General features: G+C 71.2%; 11 protein-coding genes. 4 read left to right on the top strand and 7 right to left on the bottom strand.

The annotated features are described in order from the left end of the window. Positions 1–76 precede the first annotated feature (76 nt). Positions 77–1,618, bottom strand: a complete 1,542-nt coding sequence (locus DI272_RS10865) for a hypothetical protein (RefSeq protein WP_109495157.1) — start codon at positions 1,616–1,618, stop codon at positions 77–79. Between the two features lie 182 nt (positions 1,619–1,800). On the opposite strand from DI272_RS10865, the gene DI272_RS44895 reads away from it, so the two are divergent. Together DI272_RS44895 and DI272_RS10855 are read left to right on the top strand one after the other, a co-directional pair. Beyond that, entirely contained in the window at positions 1,801–2,409 is a 609-nt protein-coding gene (locus DI272_RS44895) for a helix-turn-helix transcriptional regulator (RefSeq protein ID WP_109495156.1), read from the top strand. A 53-nt stretch (positions 2,410–2,462) separates the two neighbouring features. After that, complete coding sequence (locus DI272_RS10855; RefSeq protein WP_219933844.1) at positions 2,463–3,752, top strand: MFS transporter; 1,290 nt, start codon at positions 2,463–2,465, stop codon at positions 3,750–3,752. Between the two features lie 294 nt (positions 3,753–4,046). On the opposite strand, the gene DI272_RS10850 is transcribed toward DI272_RS10855, so the two are convergent. Continuing rightward, the gene (locus tag DI272_RS10850; protein ID WP_109495154.1) at positions 4,047–4,706 is read right to left on the bottom strand and encodes a TetR/AcrR family transcriptional regulator; all 660 of its coding nucleotides are present in this window, start codon (positions 4,704–4,706) and stop codon (positions 4,047–4,049) included. 247 nt (positions 4,707–4,953) lie between these two features. Here DI272_RS10850 and DI272_RS10845 point away from each other — a divergent pair, with 247 nt between their 5' ends. Beyond that, complete coding sequence (locus DI272_RS10845) at positions 4,954–6,045, top strand: serine hydrolase domain-containing protein (protein WP_375138111.1); 1,092 nt, start codon at positions 4,954–4,956, stop codon at positions 6,043–6,045. A 150-nt stretch (positions 6,046–6,195) separates the two neighbouring features. Next, complete coding sequence (locus tag DI272_RS10840; RefSeq protein WP_181387152.1) at positions 6,196–7,167, top strand: helix-turn-helix domain-containing protein; 972 nt, start codon at positions 6,196–6,198, stop codon at positions 7,165–7,167. Here DI272_RS10840 and DI272_RS10835 read toward each other — a convergent pair. Genes DI272_RS10835 through DI272_RS10815 form a run of 5 tightly spaced genes read right to left on the bottom strand, consistent with a single transcriptional unit; the run spans position 7,112 to position 13,765 of the window. Then, on the bottom strand, positions 7,112–7,687 hold the full coding sequence (locus DI272_RS10835) for a hypothetical protein (protein ID WP_109495151.1): 576 nt from the start codon (positions 7,685–7,687) through the stop codon (positions 7,112–7,114). The two genes, DI272_RS10840 and DI272_RS10835, sit on opposite strands and share 56 nt — an antisense overlap. Positions 7,688–7,739: 52 nt before the next feature. Next, complete coding sequence (locus DI272_RS10830; RefSeq protein ID WP_109495150.1) at positions 7,740–10,604, bottom strand: glycoside hydrolase family 2 TIM barrel-domain containing protein; 2,865 nt, start codon at positions 10,602–10,604, stop codon at positions 7,740–7,742. Positions 10,605–10,632: 28 nt separating this feature from the next. Then, on the bottom strand, positions 10,633–11,520 hold the full coding sequence (locus tag DI272_RS10825) for a carbohydrate ABC transporter permease (protein ID WP_109495149.1): 888 nt from the start codon (positions 11,518–11,520) through the stop codon (positions 10,633–10,635). Continuing rightward, complete coding sequence (locus DI272_RS10820) at positions 11,517–12,482, bottom strand: carbohydrate ABC transporter permease (protein ID WP_109495148.1); 966 nt, start codon at positions 12,480–12,482, stop codon at positions 11,517–11,519. Before DI272_RS10820 ends, DI272_RS10825 begins: the two co-directional genes overlap by 4 nt. 20 nt (positions 12,483–12,502) lie before the next feature. Next, positions 12,503–13,765, bottom strand: a complete 1,263-nt coding sequence (locus DI272_RS10815; protein WP_109495147.1) for an ABC transporter substrate-binding protein — start codon at positions 13,763–13,765, stop codon at positions 12,503–12,505. Positions 13,766–13,925 lie beyond the last annotated feature (160 nt).

Genomic DNA, 13,925 nt, shown 5'->3' with positions numbered 1-13,925 from the left:
CCTGGGGAGATCCCAAGAGGGTGATCCTAGGGGGTCTAGGTTGCATGCTAGTGCATGCAGGGTGAGCCTCGGTTCCTCAGCAGTGCGTGCCGTGCGCGGCGGTCAGGGTCACGTCCTCCGCTCTCAGCCGCAGCGCATGGCGCGGGGTGTCGGCGCCCCGGGACGGGGACGGGTCCCAGAGCCAGAGGGTGTCGCCGCTCGCCTGGAAGGAGATGACGGGGCGGGTCGTGGGGACGGGGCCGTTGATGACCGGGATGCTCTTGGCGAGGGGGTGCACGCAGACCAGTTCGGGCCGCAGGCCGTAGTAGGCGGCGGGACGCCGGCCCTCGGCCGCCGCGTCCATGGCCCGGTCGGCCGCCCTCTCGACCGTGCCGAGGGAGAGGGTCACGGTGGTGAGCACGGCGACGATGCCGGCCAGCACCAGCATCAGGCGGAAGAAGCCGGCGACGGACGCCGCCACGTTGAAGTGCCGCGCCCAGCCCCCTGTCGCGATGGCGGTCAGCACGCAGATCACGGCCACCGCCAGCGGCTTGAGCGCCACCGCGTACTGCCAGAAGAACGGCACGTGCACGGCGTCGGCCGGGATCCCGAACATGTCCTCCAGGTAGACGGCATGCAGAAACGTCCCCACCCAGGGGATGACGAAGGGCAGCGGCGCCGCCAGCACCGGCAGGAACCACTGCACGTTGCGGCTGAACCACGACGCGCTGAGCGCGTACCAGAGGCCGAAGGCGACGAAGCCGATGCCGAGGGTCACGACGAGCCAGACGAACTGCTGGGAGAGGCTTGCTTCCTGGGAGTGCCCCCACAGGTATCCGACGCAGGTCAGGGCCGCCATGAACGCGGCCCCACACGCCAGCCGGACCAGCCACGGCCGCGGCGCGTTGGAGGTCAGCCAGGCACCCACCGGCCAGGAGAGGCCGGCCGGGGCGAGCAGTGCCGCCCACCGCCACCCGGTCGCGGCGCCGCCCGCGACGCCGCCGCACGCCAGGCAGACCAGGGCGACGGCGAGCACCGCCGCGACCGTGAGCGCCTGACGGCGCGGACGCTCCGGAGTGCCGTCGCTCCGCGGCCCCAGCGCCACCCGGACGTCATGCACCTCGCGGTCGAACGGCCGGCCGCCGATGTTGCGCGCCGCCAACTCGGCCAGTGCCCGCTCGCGTTGCTCCTCGGTGGGCTCCCCGCGCAGGTGCAGGGTGTGCCGAACGTCCCACCCGCCCACGGCGATCCACTGCTCGGCGAGTCTGCGCAGGACGGGCCCAGCGCCCTCCGGCACCTTGTGATGCACGTGGTAAGTGGTGTGCGGGACCGGCGACTTGAGCGGGACCAGCTTGGTCTCCCGCACCCACACGTCGATCTTCCGCCGGTCGGCGAGGGAGGTCAGCCGCTCGGCGGCCGCTCCGCGCGCCGTCCAGCGTGAGCCGTGCACGGGTATCTCGACGACGAGCGCCGTGTAGCCGTCCTCGGCGGTGACCGCGTCACCGTCGCGGACCGGCCGCACCCCCCACCCCTGGGCCTCGAACAGGTGGGTCGCCAGGTCCCGTTCGTCCTGGTCGTCGCGGACCTCGACGACCAGACGGACCCGGCGGTTGAACGGTCCAAGAGCCTCCGGTGTCACCGGTCCCCCTCCAGCGTGTACTGATCACCCCTTACGTACAGGCCGGTGGCCGGAAACTCCAACTCGGAGCGTCCCCAGACCCGTTCGGCCGATCGGCGCGCACGCCACGCGCGGGGCCGTTCACCGTTCACAGACGACGTGAGAGTTGACTCTCATACTTTGTGAGAGGACACTCTCACGTCATGGATTCCGAAGTTCGTCCCGAGGGCACGTCCGGGAACCGTCTCGGCGACATCGAGATCACCGATCCGAAGACCATGCGGGCGCTCGCGCATCCCGTACGGCTGGCCGTCCTGGAGCGCCTCCAGCGCCACGGGCCCGCCACGGCCACGCAGTTGTCCCCGCATGTCGGCGCGACTCCGTCCGTGACCAGCTGGCATCTGCGTCATCTGGCCGGCTTCGGACTGGTGCGGGACGCCGAGGGGAGCGTCGACCGGCGCGAACGGCGGTGGGAGGCGGTGGCCCGGGGATTCCGGTTCGAGATGCCGGACGACGAGGACGGGCTCTCGGCCGCACGGGCGCTGGGCATGGAGATGTTCGCCCGCGGCGCCGAGCAGATCGAACGATGGGCGGCGGAGACCGAGCCGGAACTGGAGCCCGAGTGGCGCCGCGTCTCCCGGCTGGCCAACACCCGGGTCGTCGTCTCCGCCGAGGAACTCGCCGCGATCGAGGACGCCGTGGAGGCCGTGCTCGCGCCCTATGTGACGCGCGACGCGGCGGACCGCCCGCCGGGCACACGCGGCGTACGACTGCTGCGGTACGCCCTGCCGGAGGCGGGCGAGGCCGAGTGACCCCGTGGCGAGCGGCCTCCCGGCGAGCGGCCTCCGATGCAAGCTCCCGGCACGTGGTCTCCGGGCCGCGAGACGCCTCCGGGACCGCGACCTCCCTGTGGCGGCACCGGCCCTTCCTCCTCACCTGGACCAGCAGTGCGATCTCGCAGGCCGGCGACCGGGTCTCCGAGGTGGCGGTGCCGTTGATCGCCGTCACCGCGCTGGACGCCTCCGCCGGGCAGGTGGCCTGGCTGACCGCGCTGGCCTGGGCACCCAACCTGCTCGGGATGCTGCTGGGGGCGTGGGTCGACGGCCGCCCGGGGAAGCGGCGACTGATCATCGGGTGTGACGTGTTCCGGGCGGTGGCGCTGCTCTCGCTGCCCGCCGCCTGGCTGTGGGGCACGCTCACGACGGCACACCTCTACGCCGTCGTCCTGCTGTGCGGTGCCGCGGGCGTGCTGGCCGGTTGCGCGTTCACGCCGTTCTTCACGTGGCTGCTGCCGGCATCGTCCTACGTCGACGCCAACAGCAAGTTCAGCGCCGCCCGTTCGGCCTCCTTCATCGCCGGTCCGGCGCTGGGCGGGGGGCTCGTGCAGGCGCTCACCGCACCGGTCGCGGTCGTCGTGGACGCCGTGTCCTTCCTGGCCTCGGCGCTGCTGCTGCGCCGGGTGCGGGTGGCGGAGGCGGTGCCGGAGCGTCGGCAGGGGCAGGGGGTGTGGCAGGGCGCCCGGGAAGGGCTGGCGCTCGTCCTGCGTCATCCGGTGCTGCGGGCGAGCCTCGGCTGTACGACGACCATCAACTTCTTCACCTTCCTGACGGGCAGCGGGCTGGTCGTGCTGTTCGCCGACCGGGAACTCGGACTCCCGCCAGGTGTCATCGGATTGACCCTCGGTATCGGCGCGACCGGCTCCCTCGTCGGCGCGCTGGTCGCGCCCCGGGTGTCCCGGCGGATCGGCATCGGCCGCGCCGTCGCCGTGGGAACCGTGCTGTTCCCGGCGCCCTTCGCCCTCGCGGTCGTGGCCGACGGCCCCCTCTGGGCGCGCGCCGGGGTGCTGGGCGCCGCCCAGTTCCTCATCGGCCTCGGCGTCATGCTGTTCGACGTCAGCCTCAACTCGCTGATGGCCGCGGCGATCCCGGTGGAGGTGCGCAGTCGGGTCACCGGCGCCTACAGCACCGTCAACTACGGGGTGCGGCCGCTCGGCGCCGTCGTGGGCGGGGCGCTCGCGGGCGGCGCGGGGCTCCGGACGACCTTCGTCGTGGCGGCCGTCGGCGGGATGCTGTCGCTGCTGTGGCTGCTGCCGTCGCCGATACCGGGCATCCGCACCCTGGACTCCATGGAGCGGTACGAACCCGCCGACGCCTGAGCCGCCGCGACGGACGAGGGTGAGCCGGGCGGAGTTGGCGTGCGGGGGAGGAACCTGGTGGAGCTGACGGACGTGGGTGAGGCGGCCGGAGCGTACGAGCCTGAGGCGGCTGGAGCTGACGGACGAGCGTGAGGCGGCCGGAGTCGGCGTACGAGGGTGAGCCGGCCGGAGCTGTGGTGAGGGCTTCGGCCGGCTTTGCTCCCCTCGGCACACGCTACGGACGCCGCAGCGCCGCGAGTCGCCGAAATCCGCCCGGGATGTCGCCGATCGGCGCCCGAGCCGACGCCTGTCAGGTCAGCTCGGGTGGATCGAGGCCTCGATGTGGGCGAGTTGGACCGCCAGCAGCTCTTCGAACACGGCGCCGCGGTCCGCCCCCAGCGGGCGCACCTCACGGGCGAAGTGCGCCAGGGCGGGGAAGCGTTCGGGGTCGGCGCCCAGGACCGCGACGCGGAAGAGCTCCATTCCCTGCGCGTGTTCCTCCGGGCTGATGGTGCTGACCCCGGCCTCGGAGGCGATCAACGCGGCGAGCAGGACCGCGATCCGGTGATAGCGCGCCGGGACCTCCTCGTCGGGCAGCCCCGACTCCCGCAGGGCCTGGAGGACTTCCTCCATCACCATCCGGGAGCCCGTGCCCCCCGACGCGTAGCGTCCCCAGACCGCGGCGAGCTGCGGCTGCCGGCCGAAGGCCTCCCGCACGCGCAGCGCCAGCTCGGTGATGCGCTGCTTCCAGTCGCCCTCGGGGCGGTAGCCGTCCACGGCGGCCACGAGAATCCGGTCGGCGACCGCCCGCAGCAGCTCCGTCTTGCTGCGGAAGTGCCGGTAGAGGCTGGAGGAGTCGGTGCCGAGGGCCGCGGCGAGCTTGCGCACGCTGAACGACTCGGCGTCGCTCGTGCGCAGCAGCTCCGCCGCCGCGTCCAGGATCTCGTCGGTCGACCAGCGCCTTCGACCTGCCATTTCGCTCCTCCTGCCGACTTTCGACGGCTCCCACCCTAACCCATGCACTCGCCATTGCACCCACTATTGCACTTGGCGTTGCACGCGGTGCGTGCATAATGAGGACAAGGGGCCGGGCCCTCGGGCCGCCATGGTGACGAGAGGACGCATTGCTGTGAGGAACCCACTGGAAGCGCCACTGGAAGACGCACCGGAAGGCCCGCGGGACGCACCGGAAGCCGCGCTGGAGCCCACGCTGGTGACCGCGCTGGAAACCGCTGTGGAAGCCGTCCACCACGCCGGAGTACCGGGCGTCTTCGCCGAGGTGTGCGACGGCGACCAGGTCTGGCGCGGCGCGGCCGGGGTCGCCGACGTCACCACCGGCCGCCCGGTCACCGCCGGCCTGCGGCACCGGATCGGCAGTGTCACCAAGACCTTCACCGCCGCGGCGGTGCTGCGACAGGTCGAGGCGGGCCGGATCGAGCTCGACGCGCCGATCGGCCGCTACCTCCCCGAGCTGGTGCCCGGCGGACGCGGTGCCGCGATCACCGTCCGGATGCTGCTCGACCACACCAGCGGACTCGCCGAGTACCTGCCGTACGCCTACCCCTCCCTCAAGCCGTACCCCGTCCTCGCGGACACCCGGCCCGACAGCCTGGACGAGCACCGGCTCACGCGGTTCCACGCCGAGGAACTGATCGCGATGGGGGTCGGCGCGCCCGCGGTCGGCACCCCGGGCGGCACACCCGGCGTGTACTCCAACACCAACTACCTGCTCCTCGGCGCACTCCTGGGGCGGGTCAGCGGCACCACGGCCGAGCAGTGCATCACCCGCGACGTCATCGAACGCGCCGGGCTGCGTGACACCGCGTTCCCCACCGGACCGCATGTCGACGGCCCGCACGCGCGTTTGTACGAGGCGTGGTTCGGCATGATCGACCCGCCGCGCGACTACAGCGTCTTCGACATGTCGTGGGTGGGACCGGCGGCCGCGCTGATCTCGACGGTGAGCGACCTCAACCGCTTCTTCGGTCTGCTGCTGGCCGGCGAGATCGTCAGCCCGGCGTCGCTCGCGGAGATGCAGCGCACCGTCCCCGTCGTCTCGCAGGAGGGAAAGATCATCGACTACGGGCTCGGCCTGCACCCGACGGAGGCCCCGGGCCAGGACACCTTCTGGGGCCACGGGGGCACGGTGTGGGGCGGCGGCACGCTGGCCGTGATCCGTGCCGACGGGCGGCGGCGGATGGCGGTCGCGGTGAACCTTCAGCGCTGGAACCGGCTCGACTCCGCGGGCCGGCCGCAGCCCCACCCCATCGACGACGCGCTCGCGGCCTTCTTCCGTACGGCGATGTACGGCTGAACGGCCGCCCCGGTGCCGCGACGGGGTGCATTCTCGTTGCGTCAGGGCAGACGGACGGAATGGCGTCGGTGCCCGGCCGGTGAGGGGGACGCATTCATGAGCGAGGGCGCGTTACAGGACCGCGGGGGCGGCGCGGGGGAGGCACGGACGATGCGGGCCCACGGTGTCGGGGTGGGGGAGTTGCAGAGCGCGGCCTCCACGGTCCTCGCCCCGCTCGTCGTGACGGCGCCGGGGACGGACGCCGTGCGGGCCCCCTTCCAGGCGTCCATCGACGCGGCGGCGCTGGGCCGGGTCGCGGTGGCCCGGGTCCGCGGCTCCGGTCACCTGGTCACCCGCACGACGCGGGCGATCACCTCCACCGACCCGGAGCTGCTGAAACTGACGCTGCACCGCGCGCGGCCCGCGGTCGCGGACCAGGGCGGCCGCCAGAGCCGGGCGGAGAGCGGCGACTTCGTGGTGTTCGACATGAACCGGCCCTACCGGCTGGAGGTCGTCGACGGCTGTGACGTCCTGGCGGTCGGCGTCCCTCGCGGGGAGCTGGGCCGCCACGCCGACACCGTGGCCCGGCAGACCGCCCGCAGGCTGCCCGCGGACACCGGCGCCCAGGCGGTCCTCGCCGCGTTCCTGGACGGCCTCGGCCGGCATCTCCACGAGCTGGCGGGGCCCGCCGACGCCCATCTGGCGGACGCCCTGGTGTCCCTGCTGGTCGCGGCGTTCACCGAACGGGCCCCGGGCCGCATGGACACCGCGACGGAACTCGTCGACCGCATCCGGGTCTACGCCCTGGCCAACATCTCCGACCCCTCCTTGTGCGTCGCCTCGGTGGCAGCGGCCCACGGCATCTCCGCCCGCCAGCTGCACCGGCTGTTCCAGCGCTCCGGCACCCCGTTCTGGGCCTGGCTGCGCCACGAACGGTTCGCCCGTATCCACCGCGACCTGCGGGACCCGTCCCACGGCCACCGCACGGTCGCGGCCGTGGCGGCCCGCTGGGGCGTCCACGACCCGCGCCACGTCGGCCGCGGGCTCAAGGAGCAGTACGGGCTGAGCGCGCGCGAACTGCGGGCGCTCAGCCCGTCGGACCGAACCCCGGGCAGGCCGCCGCCTCCCGGCAGCTCGCCGTGAGCAGGTCCAGTGCCCGCCACACCGCGCCCGCTCCCTCGGCGTCGACCACGATCTGGGTGCCCGAGCCGTCCGGCACTGACACGACGTACGACACGGGCGAGAACGACAGGCCGCCCCACGCCTCGCGCCGGTGTTCCCGGGCGAGGATGCGGCCGCACGGCTCGCACCGCATCCACGCCACCAGCGTCGTCCCGCCGGCCCGGTCGACCGGCTCCAGCCCTTCGACCACCCGCAGCTCTCCCTCGAAACCGGGCAGATCGACGACATCCGTGGCCAGCTGGTCCCACACCCCCCACTGCTCGGCCATCGCCGCGAGTTCGGCCCGCGTCCGGTCGGCCACGGACAGCTCCCGTGCGAACAGCCGGTCCACCAGGCGGAAAAGGCCACCCTCCTGCTCGCCGATGTCCCAGCACGCCTGGATCTCGGCCACGTCCTCGGCGCCCGGCAGCAGCCCGGCGAGCCGGGACCAGACGACCCCCTCGGCGGCGTACGCCCGCTCCCGTTCTCCTCGCTCGTCCATCGCGCCCGAGCGTACTGAACGGGGCGGCCGACGGGTCAGCCGTTGATCGTGCTCACCGGGTGGCCGAGAACACGAACGAGAACTCGGCGGGAGCGGCCGTCAGCAGGTACTGCGGCAGCGGACCCGGCCCGCACGACTGCGAGCCGACGCCGTTCTGGCCGTGGTCGAGGTTGACCCACACGGTGTCGCCGGCCGTGAGGTCGGTCAGGTGCGAGGCCGCCTCCAGCTGCTCGTTCGTCCAGCGGCGGGCGCTGAGGAAGAACTCCGGGTCGCCCTCGACGCGCAGACCGCCGAGCTCGGCCCAACGCACGTCGGCCCGGGCGCCGTTCTCCTGCGGACGCAGGTACGGCGTCTGGAGCCCGTCCACGGTCGACGTCCACCGGCCGGTCCGCGACGCCGCCCGGGTGTCGGGGTACGCCTCGCCGGGCCCGCCGCCGAACCACGTCACCGCGTCGGCCTCGGCGAGCCCGAGCCGGATGCCGAGGCGCGGCAGCGGGACCTTCCAGTCGCCCTCGGGCCGCACCGACACGGCCAGCTTCACCCGGCTGCCGTCGGAGGTCCACCGGTACACCGTCGCGAGGCCCACCTCACGGGCGGCCGGCGCCACCCGGGTGCGCACCGTCAGCGCGTCGTCGGACAGCTCCACCGCGTCCAGCCGGTGCTGCATCCGGTGCAGGCCCAGCGTGCGCCACAGCGCCGAGTACTGGATGCCGGACTGCCACACGGTGCCCTCGTCGTTGTCGGTGGGTGCCCGCCACACGTCCAGGCGCAGCCCCTCGACGGCCACCCCGCCGACCGACTTCAGTGCGCCGGTGCGGGCGTCGAAGGCGGCCGGGCCGAGCGTGACCACCTTGCCGTCGCGCACGGGCCCGTCGGTGGCCGTCACGGACGGCAACACCCGTGCGGCGCCCGCGATCTGACCCCATGCCACCTCGTGCCCGCGCTCAGCCCACGCGGTGTCGGCGGCGAGCGTCGCCCGCACCGTCCACCCGGTCTCCGAGGAGCCTTCGTGGGCGGGCGGCTCCGGCAGCTTCACGTCGGCGGACTCGCCGGGCCGCAGCGCCGGCACCGACAGGGGGCCGGAGTCCACCGTCTCGCCGTCCACCTGGTACGACCACGCGAAGGCGAGCGCCGACAGGTCGGCGAAGTCGTACTTGTTCGTCACCCGTACGGTGCCGTCGGTGCCGTCGCCCTCGATGCGGACCGGCTCGATGACCTTCTTGTACTCGGCGAGCCCGGGGGACGGCGTGCGGTCCGGGAAGACCAGGCCGTCGCAGACGAAGTTGCCGTCGTGCAGCTCCTCGCCGAAGTCGCCGCCGTAGGCGTAGCCGAGCTCGGCATGCTCGATGCCGTGGTCGATCCACTCCCAGATGAAGCCGCCCTGGATGCGGTCGTACTTCTCGAACAGCTCCTGGTAGTCGGCGATGCCGCCCGGGCCGTTGCCCATGGCGTGCCCGTACTCGCACTGGATGAAGGGGAGTTGCCGCCGCTTGAGGGTGCCGCCGTCGAGCTCCTTGCCGATGGTCTCGACCTCGGCGTGGTCGGCGTACATCCGTGAATAGACGTCTGTGTCGCGGCAGTTCCAGTCGCCCTCGTAGTGCACCAGGCGCGAGGTGTCCCGGCCGTGGATCCATTCGGCCATGGCGGTGAGGCCGCGGCCGGTGCCGGCCTCGTTGCCGAGGGACCAGAAGACGATCGAGGGGTGGTTCTTGTCGCGCTCCACCATGCGGGCCGCGCGGTCCAGGAGGGCCGGGGTCCAGCGGTCGTCGTCGACGGGGTTGTCCCGCCAGTCCTGCTCGGTGAAGCCGTGGGTCTCCAGGTCGCACTCGTCGATGACCCACAGGCCGTACTCGTCGCACAGGTCCAGGAAGGCCGGGTGCGGCGGATAGTGGGAGGTGCGCACGGCGTTGAGGTTGTGCCGCTTCATCAGCAGCACGTCCTCGCGCATGGTCTCCAGGTCCAGCGCGCGGCCCGTTCTCGGGTGCCACTCGTGGCGGTTGACGCCCTTGAAGAGGATCGGCCTGCCGTTGACCTTGACGAGGCCGTCCTCCAGGACGACCGTGCGGAAGCCGATCCGCAGGGGGACCCGCTCGCCCGCGGTGACCAGTTCACCGTCGTACAGCCTCGGCGCCTCGGCGCTCCACGGCTCGACCGGCACCGTCACCGGCTCGCCGGTCGTGACATCGATGTCCAGGGCGGGCACGAGCACCCGCCCGTCGACGTCGGAGTCGACGCGCAGGGTGCCCTCGCCCGTGACGTGGTCGTAGCCGGCGTGCACGAAGAAGTCGAGGACGCTGCCCGCGGGCCGGTGCAGCAGGGTGACGTCACGGAAGATGCCGGGCAGCCACCACTGGTCCTGGTCCTCCAGGTAGGAGCCGGCCGACCACTGGTGGACGCGGACCGCGAGGACGTTGCCGGCCGGCTTCAGCAGAGGGCCGACCGCGAACTCGTGCGCCAGCCGCGAGCCCTTGAACTCGCCGAGGTCCGTGCCGTTGAGCCAGACGCGGGCGCAGGACTCCACGCCGTCGAACCGCAGCACGGCCCCGCCGTCCGCGGGCCAGTCGGACGGCAGGTCGAAGTACCGCAGGTGGTCGCCGGTCGGGTTCTCCGTCGGGACGTGCGGCGGGTCCACCGGGAAGGGATAGAGGTGGTTGGTGTAGACGGGCTTGCCGAAAGCGCCGTCGCCCTGGAGGACCCAGTGCCCGGGGACCGTGACCTCGGCCCAGTCCCCGGCGTCGTGGCCCTCCGCGGCGAACGAGTCGTCCTCGGCATCGGCGGCCGGGGACACCCTGAGGCGCCAGCTGCCGTTCAGGGAAAGCGACTTGGCGTCCGAGGACGCGTACCAGGCACGGGGCGGCAGGGCCCCGCTGCCCGGCGAGACGTCCTCGACGTAGTCGACGGTGGTGCGCAAAGACATCGGTCTCCAGGTCGTTCGGGTCGGGGTGTCAGCCCTTGATGCCGGTCTGCGCGATCCCCTGCACCAGCCAGCGCTGGAGGAAGAGGAAGACGAGCACCAGGGGCAGGATGGAGATGGCCGTGGACATGAAGATCAGGTGGTAGTTCACGGTCTGGTTGGTCATGTAGGCGGACAGCGCCACCTGGATGGTCCAGGCGCTGGGGTCCTGGCCGATGACCAGCGGCCACAGGAAGGAGTTCCAGCCGCTGATGAACGTGATGGTGGCCATCGCCGCGAAGAAGTTCAGCGAGTTGGGCACCACGACCCGCCAGTACGCCCCCCAGTACGAGAGTCCGTCCACGCGCGCCGCCTCCTCCAGCTCCTTGGGGAACCCCAGGAAGTACTGCCGGAACAGGAAGCAGGTGAAACCACTGAACAGGCCCGGGATGATCAGACCGCGGTAGGTGTCCACCCAGCCGAGCGAGGACACCAGCACGAAGCTGGGCACGAAGGTCACGGCGGTCGGGATCATCAGGGTGACCAGGACGCCGTAGAAGACCTTGTTGGCGTGTTTGTACGGGATGCGGGCCAGGCCGTAACCGGCCAGCGAGCAGATCAGCAGGATGCCGCTGGTGTGCAGGATCGCCACGACCCAGGAGTTCCACAGGGCCCGGCCGAAGTCGACGGTCTCGTCCTGGAACGGCTCGGTGATGTTGCCCCACTGGATGTCGGTGGGGAACCACTTCCAGTTCTCGCCCGTGATCTCCGGGTCCGTCATCAGGGCGTTGCGGACGATCAGATAGAAGGGGATCAGGAAGAGCAGGGCGGCGACGCCGGTGGCGATGTAGAGGCCGGTGTTGCCGATGACTCCGCCGCCGCGCTTCTTCTTGGCGTTCTTCGCCGGAGTCTTCCCGAGGTCAGGTGCGGTGGTGGTCACTTGGACTCCTCACCCCTTCCGAAGCCCATGATCCTGCCCTGGAAGAGCGTGATGACCAGGATGAGCAGGGTCAGGATGACCGCGCCCGCGCTGCCCTGGCCGTAGTCCTGGTTCTCGCCGAGCGCCGTCTTGTACAGCTCGACGAGCGGCGGCTGGCCCCAGGTGGCCTTGCTGAGCAGGTTCCAGAACTCGTCGAATGCCTGGTAGGCGGCGATCAGCAGGAGCAGGATCACCGCGGTGGAGGTGGCCCGCAGCTGGGGGAGCGTGATGTGGCGGAAGGTCTGCCAGCCCGGCTTGGCGCCGTCGATCGCGGCGGCCTCGTACAGCTCGGCGGGGATGTTCTGGAGCGCCGCCAGGAACAGGATCATGTAGAAGCCGGCCTGGAGCCACAGCCGCAGCGTCACGATGACCAGCCAGTACCAGGGCGGGTCGGGGTTGGCGAGCCAGGCGACGTTGTCGACGCCGAACCAGCTCAGGATGGTGTTCGCCATGCCGAAGCGCACACCGTTGAAGATGGACATCTTCCAGATCAGCGCGGCGGCGACGTACGACACCGCGGTCGGCAGGAAGAACACCGACCGGAAGAACGCCTTCATGAACCGGATGCGGTGCACCAGCAGCGCCAGCCCCAGCGACAGCGCCCAGGTGGTGGGCACGATGAACGCGGCGAAGACGGTGAAGGTGACCAGCGCCCCGGTGAAGTCGGGGTTGTCGAGGATCGCCCGGTAGTTGTCGAAGCCGATGAACTGGCTCGGCGAGACGGTGAAGCGGGCCTCGAAGAAGCTGAGGTAGATGCTCCAGCCCATCGGCACGAACACGAAGACGATCAGGCCGATGAGGAAGGGGCCGGTGAACAGCCAGAAGTTGAGCGTGGCGTTGGCCCGCAGGCCCCGCCGCGGCCGGGCCTTGGCAGGCGTGGCCGGGGCGGGGTTCGCGAGGTCGATCTCGGTGGTGGTCGACATGTCGGGGTCCGTCCGCCGGCCTATCCGAAGAGCTTCTTGAGCTCGGCGTTGATCTTCTTGTCGGCGGCGCTGAGCGCGGCGTCCGGGCTGCCGCCCTTGCGCACGGAGTTGGCGATCACGTCGTTGATCGCGGCGATCATGGCCTGCGTCCAGCCGATGTTGTCGAAGTGGCCGTAGTCGGTGAAGAGCTTGACGCCCTCGGCCGGCAGACCCGACTTCAGCTTGGTGGCGGACTGCGCGATGGAGGTGCGCGGCGGGATGTGGAAGCCGTAGGAGAGCGCCCAGTCCTCCTGGTACTCCTTCTGGTCGATCCACAGCCACTTGACGTATTCCTTGGCCGCGTCGACGTTGTCGCCCTTGGCGTTGACGAACATCGACCAGCCGCCGTTGGTGACCGAGAACCTGCCGGCGGAGCCCACCTTCGGGAAGGGGAAGATGCCGACGTCGTCGCCGAGCGCCTTCTGGATGACCGGCATGGCCCACATGCCGCACCACTGGATCGCGGTCAGGCCCTGCGTGAAGGCGGAGGGGTCCCACCAGTCGGCGGGGGCGTCGAGCAGCAGGTTGCCGCTGGTGAACAGCTTGCGGAGCTGGCCGAGGCCGTCGGCCACGGCGTCCGTGTGGTACGCGATCTCGTTCTTCTCGTTCAGGGTGTCCGCGCCGGCCGACCAGATCAGCGGGTTCTGGACGGGGGTGATGTCGTTGCCGAGGAAGGCGCCCTTGACCTTGTCGGTGGTGAGCTTGTCGACGGCCTCGATCAGCTCCTCCAGCGTCTGGGGGACCTCGACCTTGGCCTTCTCGAAGAGCGAGGGCCGGTAGTAGAAGAACTGCGGGTCGTCGATCATCCGGACGCCGTATATCTTCCCGTCGACCGTGTGCGAGGCGATGTCGGCCGGGTTGAAGTCGTCCTTGACCGGGTTGATGATGTCGGACAGGTCGGCCACCTGCCCGCTCGTGACCAGCTGAAGCTGCGGGTGGAACTCGAAGACGTCGGGCGCGTTCTTGGTGAGCAGGGCCGGGAACAGCTTGTTCTCGAAGTTGCTGCCGGTGATCCACTGGGTGGTGACGTCGGCACCCTTGTAGGCCTTGGCGTAGCGCTTGATGGCCTGCTCGGTGCCCGCCTCGCCGTACGCGTGGAAGTACTGGGTGAGGCTGTCGCCCGAACCCCCGCCGCTGCGGCCGTTGTTGCTGCCGCAGGCCGCCAGCGTGCCGGCGGCGGCCATGCCGGCTGCGGCCCGGAAGAGGGATCGGCGGGACCAGTTGTTGTTGCTCGATGCCGACATGCTGACGTCCTTGTCTCGAGTACGGCTGCGGCTCAGCGCCCATGGCTCAAAAGGAGTTGCGGTGCGGGACGTTAACCTTCGGCTAAGGCTTCGGCAAGGGGTTGGACGAAGTCTGTTCGAAGCGTTGCGTAGCGTTCGGGATACCGGACGTCACGGGGTG

The organism is Streptomyces sp. Act143 (genome assembly GCF_003143935.1).
Classification (GTDB): Bacteria; Actinomycetota; Actinomycetes; order Streptomycetales; family Streptomycetaceae; genus Streptomyces.
The sequence above is the reverse complement of the archived record's forward strand: the minus strand, read 5'-3'. Positions and strand labels throughout refer to the sequence as shown.